This window comes from Streptococcus sp. SP8 (genome assembly GCF_030440045.1).
In the GTDB taxonomy this organism is placed as follows: Bacteria; Bacillota; Bacilli; order Lactobacillales; family Streptococcaceae; genus Streptococcus; species Streptococcus parasanguinis_I.
Genome location: NZ_JAQFJL010000001.1, coordinates 331,549 through 357,961 on the forward strand (window position 1 = coordinate 331,549; position 26,413 = coordinate 357,961).

Sequence of the window (26,413 nt, forward strand, 5' to 3'; positions counted from 1 at the left end):
ATCCTTCCTATAAATTTTTTATCCCTGCAATTGAGTGTATATTCCGATACTAATTGTTAAAATATTTAAATACACTAACATATATTGCAAACTACATTCAAAATTCGAATCTTCATTTTGAATGGTCATATCTAAAAAACCAAATAATTTTCTAAACCATGATCCACAAAAAAGTGGCAAAAACATCAGAATAAAATAATAATAACGACCTTGTACACCACCTACAGTAATATCACCTTTGTGGTATACCCTAGGATCTCCTGAAATAGCAATTACTATTAATGAGGCAATACCTGCAAGTAAAAGAAGACAGTAATATTTAAAAAATGTTGGCATTTCAATTTTATTTTTTAATGCAATGACAAACATAGCAAAAAAGAAAGTAACTATCGAAATTGCAATTAAAAACGGAGACGATTCTGAAACATATTTCAATGGTTCAGAAACAAAATCATGAATAATACCGTATGGCGCTAAAAGTAAAGTTCTAATTAATGGTAATGGATGTGTTACAAAATATAATAGTCCTGGTCCTTTGCCTGACAAAGCATTGTCTGAAGCAAACAATTTAATGATTCCAACGTATGTAAAGGAAATGAATAAATTTAAACCAAACAGGATTGAACTGAATTTTCTTACTGATTTATCCTGATAATACTTATTTGGCAATATTGAAAATAGACTTCCAATTAATACAAACGGAAATTTTGCAAATGAAAATAGTAATGTAGAGCATTGAAATACAAAAGCATATTTTCTATCAATTTTACGTTCACCTGATAGAATATTTGTCAATATAGCAAGACTAATTAAAGTTGCTCCAAAATATAAATAATCATAATGATAACCTGCTATAATGTACAATACTGCAGGGAATGTAGAAAATAAATATATCGCTTCTCTATAAACTTTGCTGATTTTTAATGCAATAAATACTAGAATGGCATATGCTATGACTTCGAAGATTCTTCCCAAATAATAGGAAACAAACACTTTTTTAGAGATTAATCTACCTATATTCCATCCAATTGCACTAGGAATAAAGGCTGGATTATCAAATCCAACTCTTACTCCTTTAATTTTACTTTCCTTATGCTCAACATTGAACCAATAATTTTTATCTTTTTTACTAGGATTTCTTAGTGCATCATATTTAAAAACTGAATTATAATCTTCCAATTTCTCATTAGAATATTTAAAAATAGGACTATCCGAAATACTGATTACGTTTGGTAAATGAGACTCTTCATCTAATCCATATTGGACTGGTTTCACTACTGAAATTACACTACCGAAAATAATTATCAGAAAAAAAGCATTAATTGGCAATTTCTTTTTATCTTTTGGATCAAAAAGAATAAAATAAATTACAATACTAATAATTAATAGTATAATTTTGAGATTGATAGTAAACTGAAATAAACTGGCCAAAAACACTCTTGAAAATAATACTAAAAATATAGCGATTAAAATATTTCTAATTTTAGTCTTATCAATAACTCCCATATAATTTACTCTACTTTCTTTTTATCATTCTTTTTAGTATATATTTCACAGCTCTTGCAGGACCAATTACGATATACTTCAAGGCTCCTTTTATCCCCCCAATTTGATTAAAGTCCACAAAGGTATGGGGTTGAAGATCTTCACGATTGTTCAATTGCTTATTATCAATAAATGGTGTCAGAACATGTGGGTTTTGAGAGATCCTAAAGTCATACTTTTGATCCCAAGCAATGTAGATCAACAAACGTTCGATCGCATGCAATATCGAATTTTGAGGAAGAGGTTCTGCTGGAACATCTGCTGCTGTCAAATTCAAATCAAAGAGTGGTTTCAAAGCATCATATTTAAACCAAACAAAGGTCCCATAACTCATAACAAAAGTATTGAGATTTTTGAAATCAATTGTCTTGGTAGCTCCCATCCGTTCCCAGAGCTTATTCATCTCTGGTGAAATAAGAGCCTCATTCCAAGCAACCACTATTCGATTGTAACGGAAGAAAGTTGGAATATCTGCGATAGTGATTCCGACTTTTGGATTGGCTTCCATATTGGCTAGGATTTGATCAGCCGGTTTGACCAGCATCTCGATCAATTCTTTGCGCCAAGATTCACCTGCCCAGAAATCTGCTTCTTTGGATTTCTTGGTATGGAAATGGCCTACATAGTCATAACGAGAGAGTTGCTCTTTTAAGAGCAACATTGGCAACACATCTCGTCCAATATTTCCAGTCACCACAACCGTCGCATCTTGTGCTCGATTAGAAAGGATTTGTTCAATAGCCTGCTTCTTCTCTTCTACATCTGTCGTAATCCATAAGTCATAAGCGAAATGAAAAGCTTGGAAAGCATCTAGAAATTCTTCCAAGAGGTCCACATAAAAGACATGAAGATGAACCGCAACTTTTTTACCGAACTCTCCAGCTAATTCCTGGTTTTTCAAGTACTTACGAGACAAGAGATAAGGATAGTCCGGACGATCAATCATAGACATGTGGTTGAGGATCAAGTCTAATGGATAGTTCGATACACGCTCCAACTCGTCAAAAATATAAGGCATAATTCCTTCATTATTTGCAATGGTTTTGACTTTGATGAAAGGAACCTTATGATTGAGAATCGCTGTAGGATTATAGTAAGAAAAGTCTGGATAGAGCATTCCTATGGTGTCTTCATGAATGGTATCAAAGACCGTCTTATAGTGAAAACCATCATCCAAGAAGTTCGTTGTGACCTTGGTCTCGTAGTTATCGATCACATCCTGAACATTGGTAAAGTCTTGAACTCCCTGCCAAAATTCATGGAAAGTACTTGATTCAATAACCTGTTTTTTAAAGCTGAGATAATAACTCTGAATATGCTCGTTAAAATCCTTGTCTTTCCGGTAATTGGTCATTCCCCAGAAATCAACCTCATCATCATTCTCAAATTTTTGGTAGATTGGTTCTAGATCCCAAAGAGGTCCAAAGCAGGTATCATTCATGAGGGTAACCGAATCAAAATGAGCCAGTTGGTCAAAGCCAACTGTCTTCATTCCATCCCGCCAAGCCGCAAAGTCAAAGCCACTATTTTGGCGCTCTAGAATATCGTCTACCAGATGCTGTGCTACTAAATTAGACTTCACATCTTCTGGTAGTTGACTATTGGAGATAAAGACCACCCGTGAATACAAGGGACGAATGTTTTCTAATTGGTAAAGTACATGTCCACTAATAAAATTAAACTTATTATAGTGAACATATAAAAGTAAACGTTGCATATTATTTCCTTATTCTAAAGAATTTCAAGATCTTTGTTGGAATGGTCCAACGGCGAGAATGGATGACTGTATTATATGCTTCTTTCGTAGCTTGTAACTCTGCCTCAAGATTTTTCAAACTATTTTGACAATCTAACATTTCGGCAGCAAAAACTTTTCCAATATAATCCGGTGCAGAGGGATTATCTATAGAAATCATTTTATAGCTCAGTTGATACACACCTTCTTCTTCAACTTCATAAATCAATTGAGGATCTGGTTCACTAAAAAGAAACAAATTATCTGTAACGATACCATTACTATAAACTGGCGAGCAAACCTTTCCGTTAGAATCTCTCAATTCAACATCAGAGTAATAACTTGGACTTTCAGACAGATCAACTCGGATAACAGAAGTTCCCTTCGGAATTTCGATTGCCAGACTATCTTCTTTTTGAAGAAGTTTGGTCATGGTACGATCTTCCGAATAAGTATTTTCTTCGTCACCAAAATAAATTGTAACAGACTCCATTCCGATGTGTGAAAGAGAATCCATTGGTTTGGAAAGACGAATCTCATAAGTATTATTACGATCTAAAAGGATCTTCGTCATCTCTTTATAATCGGCATTTGGATATTTATCAAGATACTCAAGTTGTGTTTTCAACAACTTATGAAATCGGCGTTCTAGTTTTCTGAAATCAGTTGGACGAGAATCCGATCCTTGATTAATGGTATAAGCAACTGTCGCTTCATCCAGATAGGCTAAAGAAGTCCGTTGAAAGAGTTCCAATTGAAGGTTGAAAGTATCATCTGATGTTGTTAAGTCTAACTCTTGATTGACTTCTAACATCAGATCTCTATCAACTAGCCATGTAGAGGCCATGGTAAACCCTCTTGTTGCAAGCATCTTTTCATAGGTATCTGCTAATGGAATCGTATGTTTGGCAAAGCCGGCCTTAGAAACGAGGGTTCCTTGTTCATCATAAATATCAAAATCTGTATTGGACCATTTGCAATCAGGTTCACTTTCTAATAAATCAACCTGTTTCTGAAGTTTTAAAGGGTCTAACCAAAAATCATCTCCATCACAGCGGGCAATATACTTTCCACGTGCTTCTTTACAGATAGAGACCCAGGTTTTAGAAATTCCCTGATTCTCATCCTGATAAAAGGCACGAATCAGATCAGGGTAGTTGGCTTGATAATCATGAATGATAGAACGAGATCCATCGCTTGAAGCATCATCCACTAAGATAATCTCATAATCAAACTCTGTTTGTTGGGCTAAGAAGCTATCAATCGTCTTCTTTAGCCAGGGGTCTTTATTAAAAACCGTACAAATAATCGAAACAAAAGGCGTCGTTTCCATATTTCCCTCAGTCTAGTCAGTCATTGACCATGTTCCATTGCGTTGGATTAAGCCACTTGCCGAATCCATTGCTGATTTATCATCCAAAGCAATATCATCTCGATTGATAAAGATCAGTGGAGTCTGGGTGGCATCTGAAAAGGCCAACATCTGCCCTTCCTCATCCCTTACTGTCACTTCCAATTTCATTTTTAAGTCATTTACAGTTGGCAGTGAACAAGTATAATGAACTGTTTTATGTCCAGCTCCACTCATCAGTTGATTCATAGAATTATCATTGTAGATCCAAATGTTCCGATCAATATCCGTTAAAGACAGAGCGATATAGGTCCTGATATCTTCACGAACATCAAAATCAATCTGGAACTGAATAGGATCTTGAGGACGTAATTTGTTTGAGCTTAACAACTGAAGCTGAAAATTTTCTACCAAGACTTTTTCTTCCTGGTTGGAATTGCCTGCTCCATTAGCTTCTCCTCCCTGTTGCAAAGGAGCTGTATTATCAAAACTGTACTGATTGGCAACATTTTCTGGACTCCCTAAAGCCTTCACCAATCCATTTTCAATCAAAACAGCCTTGTTACAATATTTCTTGACGGCTCCCATATCATGGGTAACGAGGATCGTGGTTTTCCCTGATTTCTTGCGTTCTTGGAAGTAATCGTTACACTTGCGCTGGAAGGCTTCATCTCCTACTGCGAGGACCTCGTCCAAAATCAAGATATCCCCTTGGGCCTTAATGGCAACCGAAAAGGCCAGACGAACCTGCATGCCTGATGAGTAGTTCTTAAGCTTTTGGTTCATGAATTCATGCAACTCGGCAAAGTCTACGATATCATCATACATGGCATCAATTTCAGCTGTTGAGAAGCCTAGCATAGCCCCGTTCATATAGACATTTTCTCGACCTGTCAGTTCTGGGTTAAAGCCCACTCCAAGCTCGATAAAAGACACCAGTTTCCCATCAATAGTGACGGTACCTTTTTCTGGCACATAGATTTCAGAAATAATTTTCAAGAGAGTCGATTTTCCAGAACCATTTCTTCCGAGGATCCCGAAAAAGTCTCCTTTTTCTACTTCAAAAGAAATATCCTTAAGCACATGTTGTTCTTTGTATCCTTTGATTCCTTTGAAGCGATTGACCAGGGCAGTTCGAAGACTATTGGTTGCCTCTGTTGGCAACTTAAAGTACTTGCTGACATGGTCTACTTTTACTACAATTTGTTTATCTGTCATTAGAGAATCTCCGCAAATTTCTTAGCATGTTTGTTAAAGTAAGCAAAGCCAGCAACAAAAATAAGAATTGGTAAAACATAAGGAATCAAAACCAAGAACTTATTTTCCACCAAAAGCCAGACAGGGGTATTGGCCTTATCAATCAAGAAATAACGCATATCTTGAATAATTTGAGCCAAAGGATTCATCATGACCAACTTAGCAGCCCATGGATTGCGGTCTGCAATAAAGGTAATCGGATAGATAATTGGCGTCGCATACAGGCCGGCTTGCAGGAGTACTTCCCAGACTTGACCTAGGTCACGGAAACGAACAAAAAATGTCGCTAAGATCAATGCACATCCTGTCGCCATCAAGAACAACTCAAAGAATAGCGGAATCACCATCAAAGCTGTCCAAGAGAATGTCACCCCATTAAAGAATGAAAAAATTAAGACAACAACCAGGTTAATGACAAAGTTGATGGCTGCTCCTGAAATCGCAGACAAGACGATGATATGTTTGGAGAAATTCAACTTCCGCAATAGGTCGCCTCGACTAACGATCGACACCATCCCCATAGATGTGGCTTCTGAGAAGAAGCCCCAGATTACATTGGCCAACAAGAGGGCAACTGGGAAATGGGGCACATCTCCACCCAAGCGTAAGAATCGGATGAAGACAATATACATGATCGTAAAGGTCATCAGGGGCTTTAAAATCGACCAAAGATAACCGATTGCTGATCCTTGGTAACGTAATTTAAAGTCTGTTTTGATTAATTCTCTTAATAAAATTCGATTTTTCTGACTAAAAACGTCAAACATTATTTTTTACCTCGATATGCAAACTTTGTCAGAATCAAGCTGGTAAACACAACCGTATGAAAAGCCCGGTTCTTCCGGTAACCGTACTGACGAATCCGTCTCAAACGTTCTTTTAGTGAAACATCCATAATGGTGACAAAGTTTTCAATGATTTCTTTAGTTTGGGAACTGACAGGCAGATCCAATAGATTTTTTGCTTGTTCTTGACTGGACTCAATGAGATTCCAATATTTAGCAAAAAGAATATGAGGGCGAACCCAATTTTTAACCCGTTTTCTAAGGGTACGAGCCCCCAGAACATTGCTACTGTGCTGACGGTACAATTCTGTTGGCCGATCGATATAGATGAGCTTCCCAAATGCAGTTGCCAACAAGGCCAAATACCAATCATGCATAAGAAGTGCATGTTTTTCTTGACCCGTCCATAAGTCAGCCAGCGCGTGGTTAATCATGGCTACACCGCCAGTTACCGTATTTTCCGTCAACTCTTGAATCAATTCTGTATTGGCATGATCAGACTGGGTGCGAATCATACTCTCATGCTGAACATTCAAGTTTTCATCGACTACTTTTAAATCGGTGTAGACCAGCAAAGGCATTTCTTGAGGATGCTTCTCGGCTTCTGCTACTTGAAGAGCAATTTTTTCAGGAAGCCAGACATCATCTTGGTCACTGAAGCAATAAAGATCTGCTTTCTCGTATTTCAGAAGCGCATGGAAGCTCCTGATAACACCGAGATTTTCGATAGCTCCTTGATTGATAAAACGAATGCGCTCATCCTGGGCCACCAACTCTTGAATAATCTTCACCGTACCATCTGTCGACCCATCATCTCGGATCAAGAGTTGCCAGTCTTGATAAGTCTGGTCTTGGATACTTTTGACCTGCTCTTTTAGATACTGTTCACCATTATAGGTGGACAACAAGATATTTACTTTCATGATAAGAATAATTCCTCGTACTCACCTACAATTTTTTCCCAGGTAAAGTTTTGCTTCATATTGGCCTTGGCACGTTGACCCCATTCAGATACATCTTCTAAAGGATCGACCTGATCAATCAAATGCGCCAAATTTCCAGTTTCTTTAGTCCAATAGTGAGCTGTGTCCTTTGCAACCGTTTGGTTAAAGGAGACTCCTAAAACTAAATTCAGATCCGTGTGAGCAAGAGCCTCTAAGAGACCCGGATTGGTTCCGCCCACTTCATGACCATGGATATAGGCAAAGGCTTCTTTACGGATATACTTCAACAGGTCTTGGTCATAGACCGTTCCTACAAACTTGACGCGTGGATCCTGATCAAATCCAGTACAATCTCGGAGCTCCTCAAAATAAGGATTGCCTTCCTGGTTACAAATGATCACCAAATCCCTTTTGGTGGAAGAGGCCATAAATTCACGAATGGCGGTCTCGTAATTATTTTCTGGGACAAAACGGCCCAAAATTAGGTAATAGTTTTTCTCCTGAGTCTGCCACTTGTGATAGAATTCTCGGACCTTATTATCCTGACTACTTAGGCTGGTTGGAGACAAGTCCGTCCCATAGGCAATATAGGTCGTCTTGGACCAAGGATAGGCTTCCTTGATATAAGACTCAATACCCGGGTTGTCAGAAATCACCAAGTCAGCATGGCGCGTCATGATCTTTTCAGAATACTTGAGATAGGCTTGGATCGGCTTGGCCCACTTGGCCCGCTTCCACTCCAGTCCATCTGGATTGATATAAAATCGTCCGCCTATCTTATGGATCTTGCGCGCAAAAGGCGCCACAAAGGCTCCGATTGTATTGCCCAAGACGTAAAAAATCGGCTGTTCAATTCCTTGTTTCTTAATAAGCTTCAAGGCATAGTTGATGGCCATCATATCATAGGCGATGACACGCGCAGGCCCAAGCTTAGGGGCTTTAATGGTAAAACAATCGACACCCTTGTAGTCAAAATGTTGAAAAGCTTGATCATTAGAAAGGCAGGCAACATGGTACTGGATATCTGGAGACACTTGATACGAAACCAATTGGTCCACAAAAGTCTCAAAACCGCCATATTGAGCCGGAAGCCCACGACTTCCGATAATAAAAACATGTTGCATAGAGTTCCCTTTCAAATCATTTACAGTCTATTCAATTATACCATTTTCTAGGCTTTTTGCCTAATCCAAACAGAAAAGCGACCCTCAAGGGCCGCTTCAAATTTCTCTTATTTCACTTCTTGTTTATAAAATTCTTTCAAGGCATCTTGCCAAGTTGGAATAACGAATCCTGTAGCTTTCGCTTTTGCCAAACTCATTGTTGAGTTCAGTGGACGTTTCGCCTTAGCTGGGAATTGGCTGGAATCCACTGGCTTCACTTCTACATCAGTATCTTTGAGGATTTCAACTGCAAAGTCATACCAAGTTGTATCTTCTTCAGCATCATTTGATAGATGGTAATAACCATATTCTTTACGGTTTTCAGCCAAATAAGTCATAAACTCTGCGAGAGTACGGGTCCAGGTTGGACGCCCGTGTTGGTCATTAACGACTGTAAGTGTTTTGTGAGTCTTGGCAAGGTTTTGCATGGTGAAGACAAAGTTCTTACCGTAGTTCCCGAAGACCCAAGCTGTACGGATGATATAGAAGTTAGAAACATGTTTCTCAACCAATTCTTCCCCCATACGTTTGGTACGACCGTACTCTGTTTGAGGATCTGGTTGATCGTCTACTTCCCATTCTTGTCCCACTGGTTTTTTACCATCAAAAACATAGTCTGTTGAGATATAAACCAAGGTTGCACCGTGTTTTTCAGATGCCTTTGCTACATTTTCCGTACCAGTCACGTTGATGGCATAGTCCAACTCTTTTCCTTCATCTTCAGCAGCATCAACAGCTGTGTAAGCAGCACAGTGGTAGACCAAGGTTGGTTTTACTTCTGCGAATACTTCGTCTACTTTTTCTGCATTTGTGATATCCATTTCAGCCACATCAACGGCTACATATTCTTCATTTCGTTCGTCTAACAAATGGCGAAGTTCTGTTCCAAGTTGCCCATTTGCACCTGTAATTAAAATCATGTTACGTTCCTTTCGAATGCTTTTTCCCTATCATTATAGCAAAAAAAGCAGAAGTTTTCTGCTTTTTACTTACTTTTCTCTTTAATAACATAGATTGGACGCTTCTTGGTTTCCATGAAGATTTTACCGATATATTTTCCTAAAATCCCAATAGTTAGCAATTGGAAGCCTCCAAGGAAAAGAATCACTGTCATGAGGGATGGCCAACCTGAAGTAGGATCTCCAAAGACTAAGGTACGGATCACAATCAGAATCACCATGATAAAGGCCAAGATCCAAGATAAAAGTCCACCAATAAAGGCAATGTTTAATGGGGCATCCGAAAAATTGACAATCCCTTCAATCGAATACTTAAAGAGGGACCAAAAATTCCAAGACGTCTCTCCTGCTACGCGCTCTACATTTTTATATTCGAGGTATTCTGTCTCAAATCCTACCCAAGCAAAAATTCCTTTTGAGAAACGATTGTACTCCGATAACTCCATAATGGCATCGACCATGGGACGGCGCATCAAACGGAAATCACGCGCCCCGTCAACCATTTCCACTTGGCTAATATGATTGATCAATTTATAAAACATTCGCGCAAAGAAAGAGCGGATCGGTGGTTCCCCATCACGGGTTACGCGTCTCGTTCCGACACAGTCTAAATTCGGCTGTTCCTCCAACTTCTGCTTCATTTCGATCAATAACTCAGGAGGGTCCTGCAGATCTACATCCATGACGGTCACGTATTCACCACTAGCACGCTCAAGTCCAGCGTACAGCGCCGCCTCTTTCCCGAAATTTCGAGAAAAAGAAAGGTAGTGCACATTTGAATCTGTAACATGTAGCTTTTGAAGAACAGATAGCGTACCATCTGAAGAGCCATCATTTATAAAAATATATTCAAACTTTTCTCCCATCTTCATCCGAACACGTTCCATTTCTCGATAAAACAATGGAATCGATTCTTCTTCGTTAAAACATGGGACTACAACTGATATAACCATTCATTGCTCCTATTAACATCTGCTACTAACTTATCAGTAAACTGTATATCTTCTAACTACCCTTTACAATACAGTTTTGCAAACAGTTTTAATAAACCGAGCTTTTCAATCAAGTTCATTGTAAAGATAGCTAGTTTAACCATAAACCTCTCATCTCTAATTTCTCGATCAAAAACAGAAAGAGTGGACTTCATTCCATTTATCCTGATCCAATCATTAATTTCTTTATATTGACGTAAAAACTCTGCACTTGTAGAATGTCTCCCACCGTCCAATAACCAATAAAGAGTAAATTTTTTTATAAAAAATTTAATTAATTTAGTTTCAGAAAAATCTTTAGGGATAATCGCTGCAATTTTATCAAGTACATTCTTGATATCTAAATTTGGGTTAAATCCTTTATTTAATGTATTAGAGGCACTATTCTCATTATAAAACCAATTATATCCACAATATGGGATAGTTCTTATATTTTCAGATTTTGTATATACCGTTAAGCTGAATAACAAGTCCTCAGCCAGCGGAATATCTGGAAAAGAAAGTTCGTGATCTACTAAAAATTTTTTTCTATAGATGCGAGCACATGGTGAAATCGATCTATATTTCGACCATTTATCTTTACCCAATTGGATAGAAAATAGTTGTTTACCATCTTGGTTTACTCTCTGAAGACCACCAATAACTGCATCATCTATCCCACTTGATATTTCATCATAAAACACCTGCAAGTAATCTGGGTTTATATAATCATCACTATCGATAAACATGATGAATTCACCTTTTGCAAGCTTGATACCTTCATTTCTAGTATAGGCTGCACCTTTATTTTCTCGACTCAAAGTTCTAATATTTGGAGAAAATTGTTGGTATTCATTCAATATTTTAAACGAATTATCCTTTGAACCATCATCAATTGCAATAATTTCAAATGATTTAAAACTTTGATTCAAAACGGAATCTATACATCTTTTGAGATATAATTCTGCATTATATACTGGAATAATGACACTAATCTTAGGCGCTTCTTTCACAATCTTATCCTTTATATATTTTAATAGAACCCATAGTTTTTCAAATAATTAAGATATTCATACTTTTATATTGTTATCAAACCTCGAGCACGCAAACTTTAACCATTCGTATCCTGACTCTTTTTATAAAAACGATTTAAACATTTCGCTAATCCGTTTGGCCAAAAGAGTTTAAACATCATGTAATCTTCCTTTGTTCGAGTATTGTCACTAATGGTATTACTCGTTTCAGAGTCTTCATGAATACGATGGCACATTAATTTTTTTGGAACATATACAAATCTGCCATCAAATTTAGCCAAATGGTACCAGGCAAGCCAATCTAGACTAACTCTCCATTCCTCATCAAATCTAAAGCCCTTAACCAATTCTAAATTATAAGTTACAGCAGGGCAACAAATTGGATTTCCAAAAGCAAGAATCCGATTTCTCCACCACTTAGTTTTAGGGAATAATGAGATTGTTTTTAACATTAATGATTTGATTTTTAGATTTGAAGTCGGTTTAATGACCTCTCCGTTTTTTTCTTCAAAATAATCAGAATAAAGAATGATAGCATCTTGATGCTTCTTTATCCTCTCTTGAATTTCCATTAAATAGGTTGGCTCATAATAATCATCTTGATGGGCTATTGTAGCATATTGGGTAGTAACAAAAGATAAAGCATTATTCCAATCTTTTCCAATCCCGCCACCTACAGTTGTATTAAACGGAATGGCATATTTTTGGCAAATACTTTCGATAAATACACTTGGAGTAGAAGTATACAAAATGATATTACTTTTTACGGTTTGGCTTAATAACGAGTTTATACAATCCTCTAAAAAAGGACTATCCCCATAAGCACAGATTACAAATGTATGATCATTCCACTGATTCATATTTTTGAATCTCCTTCCTTCTCATAATTACAAAGACAATCCAACTAGCAATGGTGTAAAACAACATAACAATAACAAAACTAAGCCCTGCTCCAAACAAGCCAAACTCCCTCATCACTATAGGCGTAAGAATATTCGTCAATAACGCCATTGCGACATAAACATAGAGTAGATAGACTTGTTTCCTCAATATAATTAAAAAATCACCTATGACAGAAGCTATAGAATATAAAAAGCCGGAAAGCACTAAAATAGTAAGTAATAAACTATAATTTGATAAATCAATACCACTTATAATATTTAAAATAGGAACCCCTATCAAATAGGCTAGTATTGATACAACCAGTCCCAAAATCATAAGTAATAATAAAATCTTACGAATCATAGCATTAAATGTATAAAATCTTTTTTCTGACCATTGTTTTGCCAAATCGGTTATTAACGGTCTCAGTGCTAATACAAATAAACTCATAAAGAAAACAGGCATGAATAGAATACTGAAATCCCTTTGAGCACCTTCACGTAATACGCCCTCTACTAGCAATTTATCAATCACTTGTTTTGGATAATTCAATACATATACCAATAAAAAGCCGTTGACAAACAATGGAAGGCAAGTTTTCATGATGCTAATTGATTGCTTAAATGTAGCAGATGAAATCTGATTAAAAGGTATCGTTCTTATTTGTTTGGATTGGATGTAATCACCCCCAAAAACAAAAAGAACATTAAAAAAACATAAACAAATTAAAGAAAAAATTAAAGAATTTGAAAGTAACAAACTAATTAGGAGAATGATTGTGCTTAAACTATAACGAAGCACCATTAATTTCCCTGCAATATCTAAACGTTCATGTTGTTGAAATAATCCTTGGAATAAATCAGAAAAAGCATCACATGAACGATAAATAACTGTTAGAATGATAATTAAAAATAAATCCCCTTTTCCAACATTATTTCCACTAAAAAATAAATACGGAAATAGTGAAACTAACATTAAACAAACTGTAATAACCCTAGTTAGCCAATATTCCAAATACGAGTACGTTTCTTTCAAATCAGTCGCCTGATAATTTCTAACTTGAAAAATACCAATTACAACCCATAGGTTTCCAATTGCATAAGCCAAACTAAAATTATCAGCATCACTTGCGGAAGTATAACGAGAGACAATAATCAAATACAATATTGAGACTGCAGCTGCTGCTATATTTCCTGCAAAATTCCAAAAATAAATACTCCTATTTACTTTATTGTTCATTTTCATTCTCACTTCTTAATAAAGCAATCGTTTGTGACAATTTCTTAATCTGTACTGATTGTTTTGATACAGTACGAGTTAATGAAAAAATTAAAAATATTAATAAAAATGTACTTAATAAAAAAATAAAGTTACTTAGTGTCTGAATACCAAGAAATAAAGATATTGCTCCAATCAAATTAGGAAACCAAATGACTGGCAACGATAGCAAACAAAGAATGAGCCAAGAAATGACATTTCTCAGTTCAACGACTTTCTTTGCAACTAGGCGTAGAATATAAACGATAAAAATAATTACAATAAGGGTTAACCAAATATTTAACATGTTATTTCTTATATCCTCCACCAATTCTAGCCAATAGCATTGCCATTGTCACTTTGATCATATAGTAAACAGACTTGCTTAATGTGATGGACGATTCTCCGTGTTCTCGTTCATTCATTAATACAGGCACTTCTGCAACGGAATAGCCTGAGGTTAAGAGGGACACAATCGTCTCTGGTTCTGGATAATCACTTGGATATTGTTTAGCAAATTCTTCAATCACCTTTCGATCAGCCACTCGCAATCCTGAGGTTGGATCTGTTACCTTTTGACCGGTTAAAATCTTAATTAATTTTTCAAAAAATGAAATTCCAATCCGTCGCGCGAAGGAGGATTGGAAACCTTGATTTTCAATGAAACGAGAGCCAATCACCATATTCACATTCTTCTCTTGAAGGACTTGAAGCATCTTTCTGATAAATTCAGGATTATGCTGACCATCTCCATCCACTTGAACAGCATATTGATAGCCATTTTTAACTGCATATTGATAACCAGTCTGGACAGCACCACCAATTCCTAAATTAATCGGTAAATCGATAACGTTAAAGTTGTTATTGCGACAAATTTCAAGTGTATGATCTGTAGAACAATCATTGATAATGACATAATCAAATTCAGGTGTATGTTCTTCAATCATCTTGATTGTTTTTTCAATATTTCCACTCTCATTATAAGCAGGAATAATGATCAGTAATTCTGAATTTCTCAATCCTATTGTTTTCCCTTCTAAGCATATCACTTCATTATACAATAATCAGTGCATATTTTCTACTTTATACTGTCCCCTCCCCCTTTTCATGGTATAATAGAGTGAATCGATTACGGAAGGACACCTTATGTTAAAGCTGGGAATTATTGGTACGAGTTGGATTTCACATGAATTTATTACAGCTGCTCATCAGACAGGCCACTATCACTTGCATGCTGTGTATTCGAGAAAGATGAAGACAGCTCAAGAGTTTTGTGAGCCTTATGGGGCGGTCTCTTGCTACACGGATTTCATCGACTTCTTAGACAGTGAGCTGGATGTGATTTACATTGCTAGCCCCAATTCTCTTCATTTCGCTCAGGCCAAGCTTGCTATTCTGGCCAAGAAGCATGTCATCATTGAAAAACCGGCTGTGACCAAGCCTTCTGAATGGAAGGAACTGGTCAAGCTCGCTAAGGAGCACCAGGTCTATCTCTTTGAAGCTGCCAGAAATTACCAAGAAGCAGCATTTCAAGTAGTTAAAGACTTCCTCTCTAATCAGGAAATACTGGGCGCCAACTTCACCTTTGCCAAATATTCTTCCAAATTGCCAGCCCTTCTTGCAGGTGAGATGCCCAATATTTTCTCAGATGTCTATGCAGGTGGAGCTTTGATGGATCTGGGTGTCTACTGCCTCTACTTGGCGATTGGCTTCTTTGGAGAACCGATCTCCAGTCACTACACCGCTCAGCAATTACCCAATTCGGTTGATCTCTATGGTCAAGGTGTCTTGATTTATCCAGAGTTTCAGGTTGCCATTCAGGCAGGGAAAAATATCACCAGCCATCTACCTGCTGAAATCTACACCAAGACTGGAACGCTGACTCTCAATGCTGTAGCAGCCATCAACCAGGCTCGCTTCGTCAGCCATTCTGGGGAAGTTATCGACCTTCCGATCCAGTCCTGCCCGCACCAAATGCAAGAAGAGGCGGAAGCCTTTGCCCTTGCCATCGCTCATCAAAAGCCAGCTGCTTATCTTGAATGGTTACAAACAGCTGAGCAGGTCCATGAAACCCTCTACCAGATGCGTCAAAGCGCTGGAATACAATTTAAGGATGAAAAAGAATGAAAGAACAATTTCCACAAAGCTGGAAAGACCAGTTAGAAACACTCGGATTTGATACATTCACTGAAATTCAGGAACAGATCTTCTCCCCTATCTATGAAGGAGAAAATGTCCTCGGGATCAGTCCTACCGGTACTGGTAAGACACTCGCCTACCTCTTTCCGAGCTTGCTCAAACTCAAACCGAAGAAGGCCCAACAACTCTTGATTTTGGCTCCTAATACAGAATTAGCAGGACAAATTTTTGATGTCACCAAACAATGGGCAGAGCCTCTCGGTCTCCAGACACAACTCTTCCTTTCAGGATCTAGTCAAAAACGGCAAATCGAACGCCTCAAAAAAGGACCCGAAATCCTGGTTGGGACGCCTGGTCGGATCTTTGAACTGATCAAGCTGAAAAAGATCAAAATGATGAATGTAGAAACCATCATTTTAGATGAATTCGACCAATTACTGAGCGATTCTCAGTACCACTTCGTCGACAAAATCAGCCACTATGCTCCCCGTGACCACCAATATATCTATATGAGCGCCACAGCCAAGGTCGATCCTGACCAACTAGAGGAAAATACTCTTCGCGTTACGGTTGATGGAGTTTCTTTGGATAATATCCAACATTTTTATATGCAAGTGGATAAGCGGGACAAGGTTGAATTGCTCCGCAAACTCGCCTACGTCGAAGATTTTCGTGGTCTGGCTTTTTTCAATAGCCTGTCTGATCTGGGTAGTGCTGAAGAAAAACTACAATACCGTGGTGTTGAGGCCGTATCGCTCGCAAGCGATGTCAATGTCAAATACCGCAAGGTCATTCTGGAACGCTTCAAAGACCATCAGCTGACCCTCTTGCTGGCCACCGATTTGGTCGCTCGTGGCATCGATATTGAACATCTTGAGTGTGTGATTAACTACGATATTCCTCGTGATGTGGAGACCTATACCCACCGTGCCGGTCGAACAGGACGAATGGGGCGTGAGGGCTATGTAATCACCTTTATCACCCACCCAGAAGAACTCAAATCCTTAAAAAAATACGCTTCTGTACGTGAACTGGTTTTAAAAAATTCTCAACTCTTTTTAAATGAATAAGAAAATCCTCTGCTAGTGAATGAACTGCAGAGGATTTTTACGTTAATTTCCATTGTAATAAATGCGATGACTTTCAAGTTGATAATCCAACAATTCATCCACCGTTACAAAGGTATAGCCTTGTGATTTGAGGTAGTCAAGGACGGTCGGTAGAGCGTCAATCGTGGTTTGATGGATATCATGCATGAGGATAATCGAACCCGGTTTGACTTCTTTTTTCACTTCATTGAGAATAGCCGTCGTATTATGCGTCTTCCAATCTAGGCTATCCACATCCCACATGATGAAGGATTGGTCGACACCGTATTGGATGGCACTATTGATGGCTCCATACGGAGGACGGGTAATCTTGGTCTGCACACCTGTCGCTTTTTGAATAGCTTCTTGGGTATCCAAGATCTCTTTTTTAGCATTATCCAAGCTCAATTTTGGCAACTGAGGATGATCCCAGGTATGGTTCCCGATTTGATGACCTTCTTTGCGGACTTGCTTAGCAATATCCGGATTCGCGCTGACATTTTTTCCAACCATAAAGAAGGTAGCTTTAGCATTGTATTTCTTTAAGATGGCCAGCGCCTGAGGAGTCGTGGTTGGATCTGGTCCATCATCAAAGGTCAGGGCAATCATCTTACGGTGGCGTTCTTCTATATAGGATTCGTAAGAAGCTAGATCATCAGGAAGCAAGCGCTCTGTATCAATCACGTCGTAGAATTTAGACAAGGGAACAGTAAAGGTATCGTCTCCCTTAACCTTGGTTGGAAATGGAATAGTGAAAATTCCTTTTTCATATTGGAATTCCCATTGGCTCAAATCCAACTCTGAGAAGTGGGCAACCATTTGATCAATGCTTTCCTCATCCAGCTGACGAAAGGCTAGATTCCCCCGTAATTCCTCCAAAAAGATCTGTTTGGCTCCATCTGGATCCGCAAAAACCTGGCTGAGGGTCAAAGGGTTACTATCATCATCCAAGTAAAAGAGGGGCAACTTCACCGTCTCATCTTTGATGAATTTCCCTTTTTTGTACTGGTATTCAGCCCGTTTGATTTGGATAGGGTGATAACCAACAAAAGGCGCTTCTGCTTCTTCACTATGGTAGAAGGTCAAATGCTTTGGTTCTTTGGTTTTTTCATCGGATCCTAGACGCTGAAGGTCTTCTTGGATCTTCTCTTTCACAATCTCAACAGGCTGTCCATCTTTAGTAGGATAATAAGCCGTCACATAAGAAGTTCCTAAAATCCCTTCCTGAACTTGAACATCTTTCCCTTTTTCAGAGTTTTTCTCTAGTTGGGTGACCTTGGCAAACTGATCCTGATAGGCTTTTTGTTCACGAACCCTTTGAATCTTTTGATAGCCAATATACAAAAGACTCAGTAAAAGGAGATTTGTAATGATTAATAAAATAGTTTTCGTGTGTTTGAATCTCATAACTTTATTATAGCAAATTTCTCTCGAAAAAACATTCCTTTTTTGTAAATGGTTTCATAAAAAAGAGGGCGACTGTCGTAGCCGACAGCGGCCCTTGTTTTTAGTCCCTCTTATTTTAAGCGAATGACTTCTACCTTATACCCATCCGGATCTACAACGAAATAGTAATTCGGTTGCGTCCCTGGAAGACCTTTTGGTTCTGTCACTTCATAGCCTTTAGCCTTGTGTTCCGCATTCAAACCTTCTAGATCAGGAGTACTCAAGGCAACGTGAGCATAGCCATCTCCGATGACATATGGACCATGATCATAATTGTAAGTCAATTCCAGCTCATAGTCATCTCCAGGCAAGGCCAAATAAACAATCGTGAACTTGTAGTCTGGGAAATCTTTCCGACGTTTTTCTTCAAAACCAAAAGCATCTTGGTAAAAAGCGATTGATTTTTCTAAGTTTTCCACACGAAGGCAAGTGTGCAACATTTTTGAACTCATAGGTATTCCTCTTTTCTATTTTTAAAAAATTATCAACGATTTTTTTTACGACTTTCCGTCTTAATGGATAATTTCACTTCAAAGATGGTCCCTTTTGGTTTATTATCTTTGACTTGAATGGCCCCTTTGAAGGCTTCTACAATCTGCTTAGCGAGGGATAACCCCAAACCAAATCCACCTTTTTGACGGGTTCTGGCCTTGTCCACGCGGTAAAAACGATCAAAGATCCGTTTCTTATCCTCATCTCGAATCCCTGGACCATTATCCAGCACCCTCAGAAGTAGATTTTTGTCCTTCAACTGGACTTCAAATTGGATCTCGCCATCTTCATCGGTGTACTTCAAGGCATTGTCATAGAGAATGGTCATCAATTGCTTGAGGAGCGTTCTATCAGAACAAATGACTTTGTCCACCTGATTGTCTCCTTGGAAGAGTTTGCCATTTTCTTCCGCAATGATCTCAAAATTGGAGAAGGTCTGATCGAAAAAGCTTGGTTCGATATCTTCCATCTCCGGCTTCAAGCCGTCATCTCTTCGGGCAATGTTAAGAAGGTTAGTGGTTAAGAGCTTCATATTTCGAACTTCATCCAAGCTGGATGCAATATTCTCACTCGATTCCATAATGGTCGCTTCAGGCTTTCTAAAAAGCGTTTCGAGGCGATTTTGCAGAACTGCTAAAGGCGTCCGCAACTCATGGGAAGCATTTTCCACGAAAGCCTTTTGTTTTTGCATACTCTCAAGAAGGGGCTTGACGCTGAGACGTGCTAGGAAGAGACTAGCGAATAAGGAGATTCCCCAGAAGCAGATCATGATGAGGGCGATTTGACTTTCGTGCTCTTCACTGGTCTGCTCTAGCTGACTGATATTGGTCATGACAACCGCATACTTGATGTCACTATCACTTTCATCATCAGATAAACTCAACTCTGCCATATAGGCCCGGTAACTTTCTTTTTTCCCATAGCTATTTGTAATTTGAAGCTGGGAAACCTTGTTGAGGAGCTTTCGACCAAACGTCACCGTTTTGAAGTTTAAAAACCCATTACCGGTTGTCAAGTTTTCATATTTTTTATTGAGCAAAACAACAGTGGTATTGGATGTGACATCCCCTTTAGGTTCTGATTTATCATGATCTGGGATCATCATCTCATGATCATTATCATCTCCTTTGGTATTTGACTGTCGCTGGTCTCGATAAGCAATCGCTACAAGCGAGTAGGGATCCTGACTGAGAGTCTTGAGGTTTTCATCGACCGTTGTATAGAGACTCGAGCGCATGACCTGGATGATAATCAGGGTCATGGCTGAGAATATCAAAGTAAAGAGCCCAAAATATCGGATGAAGTAGGAAAAATCATCTTCCCCGACGGTTTTCTTAATTCTGGTTAGCATCTTTTAAGATATACCCCACACTGCGCAATGTTTGCAAGTTCTCAACGAAATCAGTACCTTTTAATTTCTTACGGATTTTTGAAACATAGACTTCAACCACTGAGATGGTCGTATCACTGTCAAAGCCCCAGAGACGATCGAAAATCTGTGTTTTTGGAAGGATGACATTTTGGTTTTGAAGGAAGTAGACCAAGAGATCAAATTCCTTCCCAAGAAGTTCCACTTCCTTATCGTCCACGTAAGTCGAATTAGTGGATAAATTAACCTTCAAATTGCCATAATTGAGGGTATTTTCATTGACCTTTCCTGAGCGCTTCAAGAGGGCTTGAATCCGCATCTTAAGCTCTTCTAGGTAGAAAGGCTTAGTGAGGTAATCGTCTGCCCCTAGCTCAAATCCGTGTCCCTTGTCATCCAGACTTTCTTTGGCTGTCATGATCAAAACAGGGGTTGTCACGCCTTTTTCACGCAATTCTTTCAAGACATGGAAACCGTCTTTTTCAGGAAGCATGAGGTCCAGCAAAATCAAATCATAGATCCCGCTTTCTGCTTCGTAAAGACCTTCTTCTCCATCAAAGACCTGCATGACATCCGCAAAATCATCTAAAAAATCAAATACTGAATTTGATAAACCAAGGTCATCTTCGACCAATAGAATTTTAATCATTGTCGTATCCTCTTCTCTTTCGTGAGTGAGTCTTTCTAATCTATTCTTAACCATTATAACACGACTTCCCTTCATTTCCTATAGTTTAGAACTTGGTTTTATGATCAAATTCAGCCTGCCTGAGGAAGGCTAATTCTATGAGTTTGTCGTGTTTTCTTTGTTACTTTGACTGTCACTCGTCTTGTTTTTATTTTTTGAATTCTTCTTATTGGACTTTTTAGAGGAACCTTGGTTCCCTTCTTGTCCGCCAGATTGGTTCATGCCATTATCTGGACCATTCCCTTGTGGGCCACCATTGCCTTCTTGTGGCATCTGACCAGGTCCGCTACCTTGGCCTTGGCCACCACCTTGTGGGCCACCGCCTTGAGGACCGCCATCCTGTGGGCCACCATTTTGCTGGTTTCCTTGTGAAGCATGGCCATTTTGACTATTTTGTTGCTGATTAGATCCTTGGTTTTGACCCGTTTGGACCGGTTGAGAAAATTGTTGATTATTGGAAGATTGTGAGGCGATGACACCGACACCAAAGCCACTTCCAGCACCAACCAACAATCCACCAACGGCTGCCATGCCAATCCACCACTTAGGACTTCGTTTGAGGACAACCATTTTTTCTTTGGATTCTTGCGTTTCGACTACTTGTTTTGTTTCTTTTTGATTCATCTTTTTACCTTTTATCTTTTTGTACAAGTACTTGTCTTTTAAAATTTAAAGGGAGCTCGATCCTTTAGTAAGGCGATTATACTTCGGGAGTCTTAAGCCTGCCTAAATTTTTACTTAAAAAATCCTAAAACAAGCGTGGGCTATTGACAGGTTGAGCTCCTTATTGTAGAATAGTTACCATAAAATAAATCAGAGGTTAACTGTTATGAAGAAAATCTTTCCCTTAGTTCTCATCTCCATTGGAGTGGCCATGATCTCCGTCCTATCTCAATTCACCATTCCCTTTGGACCAATTCCTTTGACCCTACAGACACTCATGATCGGGATCATCGGGACCATCTATAAACCCAGCCATGCCTTTGTCACAGTCTGTCTTTACCTGCTTTTAGGCTTCTTAGGTTTTCCAGTATTTGCCGGAGGTGCTGGTGGTGCTTCGCATTTCCTTGGTCCTACTGCTGGTTTCCTCCTCTTCTTCCCATTCCGAGCATGGATCACGTCTCTATTTACCAATGCTAAATCCAGCATTTTCACTATCTTTTTGGCCAATCTCCTCAGTAGTGCTCTCCTCTTTGTGTCAGGAGCTATCGGCTTTATGCTGGTCACGCATACCGATCTCCAAAAAGCATTTGCTTTGGTCGTTGCTCCCTTTATCCTTGCCGACCTCATCAAACTGGTCATCATCACGATCACCAGCAAGGCGATTTTTGCCAGCCTCAAACACCACTGGTATTTCAAATAAGATTCAAAGGGCTTAGCAGATATATTAAAAAAAATCAACATCTGAACACAGATGTTGATTTTTGTTATAGGGATACATGTATAAATCTTTTCAATTGAACTCCTTTTAAAGAGAACACTGTTTTAATGATGAAAAACATAGATCCTCCTTCCTTTATTTTTCCTTATAAAGAACTCTCAAGATCAGTAACTGTGTTAGCAAAATCCAGATGATCAGAATAGTGAAGTCAAAAAATGAGACGGGACCATGACTATAGACACAAGCTCGTAGGAGGTTGACAGAAGGGACAAATGGAAGAACATGGTAGAGATGGTTTATCCAATCTGGAAGACGACTTGCAGGGTACATGATTGGAGAAAACATCAAACCAATCATAAGAATCAACTGAGACATCAGCGTGACAATATTGGGAGAAAAAGTATAAGCAATGGCAAATCCAAGACTGATCATCGTAAGACAGATCAGAAATAGAATGAAAACAGCCAGAACAGATACATTTAGGCGGACAGAGAAACGAAAATAGCCCAATATAACAGAAATGAACACTCCAGGCAAAATAGCAATCATCCACATCCAAAGATCTGCTAAGGAAATCAGAATTCGTGGTATTGGAAGGGCTCGTACGTAGTCTACATGTCCTTCTGACTTCGCATTTGCTATAACAGGAGATGAGATCGTACAGCCAATAGAAATAATTCCTATCAGAACTGAACCAGAAGAGAGATAGTAGGCAGCTGTCGTATCAATCTCACCGATCACTAGTGGATAACCAAAAAGAAGTGAAATGGATAACAGAACCTGAGCTAGCGTAAAGAGTAGAAATAGATCTTTTTGACGAAGATAGTTCCAACGAAGTAAGTAAAAGAATTGAGTCATATCAGTTTGTCAACTCCTCTCTATAAAGATCTGAAATGGATATGTTTTTCTGAGTAAGTGACAGATTTAAAATATTCTTTCTATCCAATTCCTGCGTGATTTTTGGTAGCAGTCTCGTTAACTCCTTCTCTTCTATTTCAATACGACAAATTGAACCGTTGATAATGGTGTAATCTTGAAATAGAGCTAAGCTATCTTCATTCCTAAACTCAAAAGATATTTGGTACTGTTTTTGATAGGTTATTTGCTGAACTGGTCCTGATTTGATTAACTTCCCATGGTTAAATAAGGCATAGTTGTCTGCATATTTTTCAACTTCCAAGAGATTATGCGTCACGATAATAATGGTATGACCTTTATGCGCCAGCTTCTGTAATAATTGCCATTGTTTTTCACGACGTATTGGATCAACATCATTCGTGGGTTCATCAAGAAGAATGATGGTCGGAGATCCGATTAAAGCCATTGCAAAAGAGGTCAGACGCTTTAAACCACCTGAAAGGTCCTTTCCTTGTTTTGCCCGGTACTCCTTAATTTCTAAGTCGGTTAAGAGCTGATCCATTTCTTTTTGTAAATCTAAGGTGTTTAACTCTCTCATTCTTCCAAGCATTTCTATGTTTTGTTCCACCGTCAATTTCTCAAGTGGTGCATACTGTTGCGACATATAGCTCATCATTGAGCGAGCTTGTTTACGATTCTGTACAAAAGAAATATCTCCATAGCATACATCTCCTTTATCGGGTTTGGTAAAACCAATCATTTGATTTAAGAGGGTGGACTTACCAGCACCATTGTGTCCTAAAAAGGCTGTAATTTTAGCAGCTTCTATTTCTAAGGAAATATGGTTATTAGCAAAATGTTGCTTATCGAATGATTTTGTCAAATCTTTAATAGTCAGTGTCGCAAATGTCTTCATCTTATCACTCAAAACTGAGAAGATTGTCCCAGCTTCCTTCATTTTTGATAAGATTATTGTATAATAAACATATGACTTTCCATGGTTTACGTCATGATTTACCATTTAAGTGTCATAATTAGCCAACTCAATTTGATAAGGGGGACTTATGTTAAACGTCGTTATTTGTGATGACTCAACTAGAGATGCTAGTCAGTTAGAACAGTATTTACTTTCTTACGACAAGGTTCCTGTAGAAACAAAACTATATACAAATCCACAAAAAATGCTAGAACAGTTAACAAGGGATACACATTGTGTTTTTTTGGATATTGATATGCCACAAATTACTGGAATTGACCTTGCACGTGAAATTCGTCAGTTCAATCCTTTTATCCCCATTATTTTTGTGACCAGCTATCGAGATTACATGGAACAAGTATTTGAAGTACAGACTTTTGATTACTTAGTAAAACCCATTGAACCCCAAAGGTTAAATAAGGTAGTAGATAGGATCTTGCGTTATTTAGATCTAGGACAAACCATCTTTAACTTCTCATTTGGAAAACAAAGTTACTCTATTCCTTTAAGTGACATTACCTATTTTGAAAAAGATAAGCGTTCCGTTTTTATTTACACACTAGCAGATACCTATAGGTCCTTACTGAAAACTCAAGAAATTTTAGATAAACTGCCTGATTATTTTATTCAAATTCATGCTTCTTATATTGTAAATCCCAAATATATAAAAGATTTTGATGCGAAAACAGTAACTATTTTGCTAAATGGAACCGAGGAGCATTCACTTCCAATTAGTCGTAAGTTCCAGTCTTCTTTTAAAGAAAAATACTATAACTATCTCAGTGAAAGGAATTTCTAATGCTAATAGGATTGCGGATCATTAGTATCTTGTTTGACTTATTTCTGGCAAGTGTGTTATTTTATAGGCCAAATTCCAAAAGTAAACATTCAAAAGAGACACTTTTAGTCCTTTGTTGTTGCTTTCTTCTTCATGTGGCTTTTGTGTTTATATTTTTAGAAAGTCGCGTTTTTTTAGTGAGCAATCTCCTTCTTAGTATTGTAGAATCCTCTCTTGTAGGACTCTATTTTGGCTACCCCTTTCGTGATTCTTCCTTTTGGATATTCTTACAGACAAGCCTGACATTATTAGCAGGAGCTGTTCTCAATCAAGCTATCCAACTTTTTCTTCCACTGTCAAAAGTATCGAAAAATTTAGGACTGATTAGTGGTTACCTTGCCATTAGTTTTCTTTTTTCAACCATCATAACACTTGTTCTTCGACAGTTATTTCGAACACATCAAAAGTTAGGCATGGCAACATCTAAAAGAAATTGGCTGTATCAATTTATTGTGCCGATTTTATCGATTATTTTTGCCTTTACTGTATCAGCTATTCAAGGGCAAGTATTTGGACCAGATTATCTTTCTGTCATTTCACTCTTGTCTCTTATTGTATTGTCGTTTTCCTCGCTTTATTTTACTCTACATCTTTCTCAACAACAGCACACTTATTATCAAAATAAATTAGATAAAGAACAGCTTCAATTCCAATTAAGAGAAACACAACAGTCTCAAGAGGAATACCAACGATTGCAAAGTCTTCGGCATGACTTAAAAAATAAACATTTAACTCTGTTGGCACTTCTAGAAGAAAATCCAGATGAGGCTAGAAAGTATCTTCACTCGTTAACTGATAGTATTTCAGGAAAACAAACCTTTTACTCCAAAAATCCAACAATTAATTTTTTACTAAATCAAAAACTGCACGATGTGGAAGATGAAATTGAATTGGAAATTGACTGCTTTGTCCCTCAAGAATTATCTATTCAGCCTGATATTCTAGCTGTTATTTTAGGAAATTGTTTAGATAATAGTATTTCAGCCTGTCTTCGATTAACTGATAAATCGGAGAGAACCTTGGCTCTAAATATACGTTATTTTCAACAAAACCTATTTATTTCGATCAACAATACCTTTAATGAACAAGAACAAGAGACTCGTAAAACACGTCAAAGAGATGGTTGGGGCTTACGAAACGTTGATGCTCTAGTACAAGAATACCAAGGAACTATCAAGCGTTTCAAAGAAAATGGCCACTATCGAACGGAGATTCTCTTACCAAGTCCAATAAACTAATGATCCTTCTCCTTTGATAT

General features: G+C 38.1%; 26 protein-coding genes. 5 read left to right on the forward strand and 21 right to left on the reverse strand.

Annotated elements, in window-relative coordinates; translation table 11 throughout:
- Window positions 1-18: 18 nt before the first annotated feature.
- The 14 genes from PCY11_RS01680 to PCY11_RS01745 form a co-directional block, all read right to left on the reverse strand.
- The gene (locus tag PCY11_RS01680; RefSeq protein WP_049471995.1) at window positions 19-1,506 is read right to left on the reverse strand and encodes a DUF2142 domain-containing protein; all 1,488 of its coding nucleotides are present in this window, start codon (window positions 1,504-1,506) and stop codon (window positions 19-21) included.
- Window positions 1,507-1,516: 10 nt separating this feature from the next.
- Window positions 1,517-3,262, reverse strand: coding sequence for a rhamnan synthesis F family protein (locus tag PCY11_RS01685; protein ID WP_070845458.1), 1,746 nt, complete (start codon window positions 3,260-3,262; stop codon window positions 1,517-1,519).
- Window position 3,263: 1 nt separating this feature from the next.
- Entirely contained in the window at window positions 3,264-4,613 is a 1,350-nt protein-coding gene (locus PCY11_RS01690) for a glycosyltransferase family 2 protein (RefSeq protein WP_070845457.1), read from the reverse strand.
- 12 nt (window positions 4,614-4,625) lie between these two features.
- Window positions 4,626-5,849, reverse strand: a complete 1,224-nt coding sequence (locus PCY11_RS01695; RefSeq protein WP_070845456.1) for an ABC transporter ATP-binding protein — start codon at window positions 5,847-5,849, stop codon at window positions 4,626-4,628.
- Window positions 5,849-6,655 carry an ABC transporter permease gene (locus PCY11_RS01700; RefSeq protein ID WP_003003247.1) on the reverse strand — a complete coding sequence of 269 codons (807 nt, stop codon included), beginning with the start codon at window positions 6,653-6,655 and terminating at the stop codon, window positions 5,849-5,851. The genes PCY11_RS01695 and PCY11_RS01700 overlap by 1 nt, the downstream gene beginning before the upstream one ends.
- Window positions 6,655-7,596, reverse strand: a complete 942-nt coding sequence (locus tag PCY11_RS01705; RefSeq protein WP_070845455.1) for a glycosyltransferase family 2 protein — start codon at window positions 7,594-7,596, stop codon at window positions 6,655-6,657. Before PCY11_RS01705 ends, PCY11_RS01700 begins: the two co-directional genes overlap by 1 nt.
- Window positions 7,593-8,741 (reverse strand): beta 1-4 rhamnosyltransferase Cps2T, encoded by a 1,149-nt coding sequence (gene cps2T, locus PCY11_RS01710; RefSeq protein ID WP_061590795.1) that lies wholly within the window; start codon window positions 8,739-8,741, stop codon window positions 7,593-7,595. Before cps2T ends, PCY11_RS01705 begins: the two co-directional genes overlap by 4 nt.
- A 107-nt stretch (window positions 8,742-8,848) precedes the next feature.
- Window positions 8,849-9,700, reverse strand: coding sequence for a dTDP-4-dehydrorhamnose reductase (gene rfbD / locus PCY11_RS01715; RefSeq protein ID WP_045764001.1), 852 nt, complete (start codon window positions 9,698-9,700; stop codon window positions 8,849-8,851).
- 65 nt (window positions 9,701-9,765) lie between these two features.
- Window positions 9,766-10,692, reverse strand: coding sequence for a glycosyltransferase family 2 protein (locus PCY11_RS01720; RefSeq protein ID WP_061590793.1), 927 nt, complete (start codon window positions 10,690-10,692; stop codon window positions 9,766-9,768).
- Between the two features lie 56 nt (window positions 10,693-10,748).
- The gene (locus PCY11_RS01725) at window positions 10,749-11,723 is read right to left on the reverse strand and encodes a glycosyltransferase family 2 protein (protein ID WP_231065236.1); all 975 of its coding nucleotides are present in this window, start codon (window positions 11,721-11,723) and stop codon (window positions 10,749-10,751) included.
- Between the two features lie 98 nt (window positions 11,724-11,821).
- Entirely contained in the window at window positions 11,822-12,604 is a 783-nt protein-coding gene (locus tag PCY11_RS01730; RefSeq protein WP_049472004.1) for a glycosyltransferase, read from the reverse strand.
- Window positions 12,588-13,865 carry a lipopolysaccharide biosynthesis protein gene (locus tag PCY11_RS01735; RefSeq protein ID WP_070845479.1) on the reverse strand — a complete coding sequence of 426 codons (1,278 nt, stop codon included), beginning with the start codon at window positions 13,863-13,865 and terminating at the stop codon, window positions 12,588-12,590. The genes PCY11_RS01730 and PCY11_RS01735 overlap by 17 nt, the downstream gene beginning before the upstream one ends.
- A complete protein-coding gene (locus PCY11_RS01740) occupies window positions 13,855-14,190 on the reverse strand; it encodes a DUF2304 domain-containing protein (protein ID WP_049472006.1) in 336 nt (111 codons plus the stop codon). Before PCY11_RS01740 ends, PCY11_RS01735 begins: the two co-directional genes overlap by 11 nt.
- A 1-nt stretch (window position 14,191) precedes the next feature.
- Window positions 14,192-14,902 (reverse strand): glycosyltransferase family 2 protein, encoded by a 711-nt coding sequence (locus PCY11_RS01745; RefSeq protein WP_049490916.1) that lies wholly within the window; start codon window positions 14,900-14,902, stop codon window positions 14,192-14,194.
- A 127-nt stretch (window positions 14,903-15,029) separates the two neighbouring features.
- On the opposite strand from PCY11_RS01745, the gene PCY11_RS01750 reads away from it, so the two are divergent.
- Entirely contained in the window at window positions 15,030-16,010 is a 981-nt protein-coding gene (locus PCY11_RS01750; RefSeq protein ID WP_070845454.1) for a Gfo/Idh/MocA family protein, read from the forward strand.
- A complete protein-coding gene (locus PCY11_RS01755) occupies window positions 16,007-17,092 on the forward strand; it encodes a DEAD/DEAH box helicase (RefSeq protein ID WP_070845453.1) in 1,086 nt (361 codons plus the stop codon). Before PCY11_RS01750 ends, PCY11_RS01755 begins: the two co-directional genes overlap by 4 nt.
- A gap of 42 nt (window positions 17,093-17,134) precedes the next feature.
- Here PCY11_RS01755 and PCY11_RS01760 read toward each other — a convergent pair whose 3' ends face one another.
- The 5 genes from PCY11_RS01760 to PCY11_RS01780 all read right to left on the reverse strand — a co-directional run bounded on the left by PCY11_RS01760 (window position 17,135) and on the right by PCY11_RS01780 (window position 21,726).
- Complete coding sequence (locus PCY11_RS01760; protein WP_070673898.1) at window positions 17,135-18,517, reverse strand: polysaccharide deacetylase family protein; 1,383 nt, start codon at window positions 18,515-18,517, stop codon at window positions 17,135-17,137.
- A gap of 110 nt (window positions 18,518-18,627) precedes the next feature.
- On the reverse strand, window positions 18,628-19,008 hold the full coding sequence (locus PCY11_RS01765) for a VOC family protein (protein ID WP_070673897.1): 381 nt from the start codon (window positions 19,006-19,008) through the stop codon (window positions 18,628-18,630).
- Between the two features lie 32 nt (window positions 19,009-19,040).
- Window positions 19,041-20,399 (reverse strand): cell wall metabolism sensor histidine kinase WalK, encoded by a 1,359-nt coding sequence (locus PCY11_RS01770; protein WP_070673896.1) that lies wholly within the window; start codon window positions 20,397-20,399, stop codon window positions 19,041-19,043.
- A complete protein-coding gene (locus PCY11_RS01775; RefSeq protein ID WP_003011876.1) occupies window positions 20,383-21,063 on the reverse strand; it encodes a response regulator transcription factor in 681 nt (226 codons plus the stop codon). Before PCY11_RS01775 ends, PCY11_RS01770 begins: the two co-directional genes overlap by 17 nt.
- A gap of 135 nt (window positions 21,064-21,198) precedes the next feature.
- Window positions 21,199-21,726, reverse strand: coding sequence for a hypothetical protein (locus tag PCY11_RS01780; protein WP_070845452.1), 528 nt, complete (start codon window positions 21,724-21,726; stop codon window positions 21,199-21,201).
- A 205-nt stretch (window positions 21,727-21,931) separates the two neighbouring features.
- Between PCY11_RS01780 and PCY11_RS01785 the strand changes: the two genes are divergently transcribed.
- Window positions 21,932-22,465 (forward strand): biotin transporter BioY, encoded by a 534-nt coding sequence (locus tag PCY11_RS01785; RefSeq protein WP_049522885.1) that lies wholly within the window; start codon window positions 21,932-21,934, stop codon window positions 22,463-22,465.
- A gap of 153 nt (window positions 22,466-22,618) precedes the next feature.
- On the opposite strand, the gene PCY11_RS01790 is transcribed toward PCY11_RS01785, so the two are convergent.
- Both PCY11_RS01790 and PCY11_RS01795 read right to left on the reverse strand, forming a co-directional pair.
- Window positions 22,619-23,341: an ABC transporter permease gene (locus PCY11_RS01790; RefSeq protein ID WP_049503982.1), complete on the reverse strand. Its 723-nt coding sequence runs from the start codon at window positions 23,339-23,341 to the stop codon at window positions 22,619-22,621.
- Window position 23,342: 1 nt separating this feature from the next.
- The gene (locus PCY11_RS01795; RefSeq protein WP_070845478.1) at window positions 23,343-24,299 is read right to left on the reverse strand and encodes an ABC transporter ATP-binding protein; all 957 of its coding nucleotides are present in this window, start codon (window positions 24,297-24,299) and stop codon (window positions 23,343-23,345) included.
- A gap of 106 nt (window positions 24,300-24,405) precedes the next feature.
- On the opposite strand from PCY11_RS01795, the gene PCY11_RS01800 reads away from it, so the two are divergent.
- Both PCY11_RS01800 and PCY11_RS01805 read left to right on the forward strand, forming a co-directional pair.
- Window positions 24,406-25,116 carry a LytTR family DNA-binding domain-containing protein gene (locus PCY11_RS01800; RefSeq protein ID WP_301362361.1) on the forward strand — a complete coding sequence of 237 codons (711 nt, stop codon included), beginning with the start codon at window positions 24,406-24,408 and terminating at the stop codon, window positions 25,114-25,116.
- Window positions 25,116-26,393 carry a sensor histidine kinase gene (locus tag PCY11_RS01805; protein ID WP_070845451.1) on the forward strand — a complete coding sequence of 426 codons (1,278 nt, stop codon included), beginning with the start codon at window positions 25,116-25,118 and terminating at the stop codon, window positions 26,391-26,393. Before PCY11_RS01800 ends, PCY11_RS01805 begins: the two co-directional genes overlap by 1 nt.
- Window positions 26,394-26,413: the final 20 nt, after the last annotated feature.

Coding starts and splice junctions, on each gene's coding strand:
- PCY11_RS01735 (WP_070845479.1), bottom strand. CDS start 13,865: ATGAACAATAAAGTAAATAGGAGTATTTATTTTTGGAATTTTGCAGGA.
- PCY11_RS01730 (WP_049472004.1), bottom strand. CDS start 12,604: ATGAATCAGTGGAATGATCATACATTTGTAATCTGTGCTTATGGGGAT.
- PCY11_RS01800 (WP_301362361.1), top strand. CDS start 24,406: ATGTTAAACGTCGTTATTTGTGATGACTCAACTAGAGATGCTAGTCAG.
- PCY11_RS01765 (WP_070673897.1), bottom strand. CDS start 19,008: ATGAGTTCAAAAATGTTGCACACTTGCCTTCGTGTGGAAAACTTAGAA.
- PCY11_RS01690 (WP_070845457.1), bottom strand. CDS start 4,613: ATGGAAACGACGCCTTTTGTTTCGATTATTTGTACGGTTTTTAATAAA.
- PCY11_RS01795 (WP_070845478.1), bottom strand. CDS start 24,299: ATGAAGGAAGCTGGGACAATCTTCTCAGTTTTGAGTGATAAGATGAAG.
- cps2T (WP_061590795.1), bottom strand. CDS start 8,741: ATGCAACATGTTTTTATTATCGGAAGTCGTGGGCTTCCGGCTCAATAT.
- PCY11_RS01760 (WP_070673898.1), bottom strand. CDS start 18,517: ATGAGATTCAAACACACGAAAACTATTTTATTAATCATTACAAATCTC.
- PCY11_RS01720 (WP_061590793.1), bottom strand. CDS start 10,692: ATGGTTATATCAGTTGTAGTCCCATGTTTTAACGAAGAAGAATCGATT.
- PCY11_RS01805 (WP_070845451.1), top strand. CDS start 25,116: ATGCTAATAGGATTGCGGATCATTAGTATCTTGTTTGACTTATTTCTG.
- PCY11_RS01775 (WP_003011876.1), bottom strand. CDS start 21,063: ATGATTAAAATTCTATTGGTCGAAGATGACCTTGGTTTATCAAATTCA.
- PCY11_RS01755 (WP_070845453.1), top strand. CDS start 16,007: ATGAAAGAACAATTTCCACAAAGCTGGAAAGACCAGTTAGAAACACTC.
- PCY11_RS01695 (WP_070845456.1), bottom strand. CDS start 5,849: ATGACAGATAAACAAATTGTAGTAAAAGTAGACCATGTCAGCAAGTAC.
- PCY11_RS01700 (WP_003003247.1), bottom strand. CDS start 6,655: ATGTTTGACGTTTTTAGTCAGAAAAATCGAATTTTATTAAGAGAATTA.
- PCY11_RS01780 (WP_070845452.1), bottom strand. CDS start 21,726: ATGAATCAAAAAGAAACAAAACAAGTAGTCGAAACGCAAGAATCCAAA.
- PCY11_RS01740 (WP_049472006.1), bottom strand. CDS start 14,190: ATGTTAAATATTTGGTTAACCCTTATTGTAATTATTTTTATCGTTTAT.
- PCY11_RS01790 (WP_049503982.1), bottom strand. CDS start 23,341: ATGACTCAATTCTTTTACTTACTTCGTTGGAACTATCTTCGTCAAAAA.
- PCY11_RS01680 (WP_049471995.1), bottom strand. CDS start 1,506: ATGGGAGTTATTGATAAGACTAAAATTAGAAATATTTTAATCGCTATA.
- PCY11_RS01705 (WP_070845455.1), bottom strand. CDS start 7,596: ATGAAAGTAAATATCTTGTTGTCCACCTATAATGGTGAACAGTATCTA.
- PCY11_RS01770 (WP_070673896.1), bottom strand. CDS start 20,399: ATGCTAACCAGAATTAAGAAAACCGTCGGGGAAGATGATTTTTCCTAC.
- PCY11_RS01785 (WP_049522885.1), top strand. CDS start 21,932: ATGAAGAAAATCTTTCCCTTAGTTCTCATCTCCATTGGAGTGGCCATG.
- PCY11_RS01685 (WP_070845458.1), bottom strand. CDS start 3,262: ATGCAACGTTTACTTTTATATGTTCACTATAATAAGTTTAATTTTATT.
- rfbD (WP_045764001.1), bottom strand. CDS start 9,700: ATGATTTTAATTACAGGTGCAAATGGGCAACTTGGAACAGAACTTCGC.
- PCY11_RS01750 (WP_070845454.1), top strand. CDS start 15,030: ATGTTAAAGCTGGGAATTATTGGTACGAGTTGGATTTCACATGAATTT.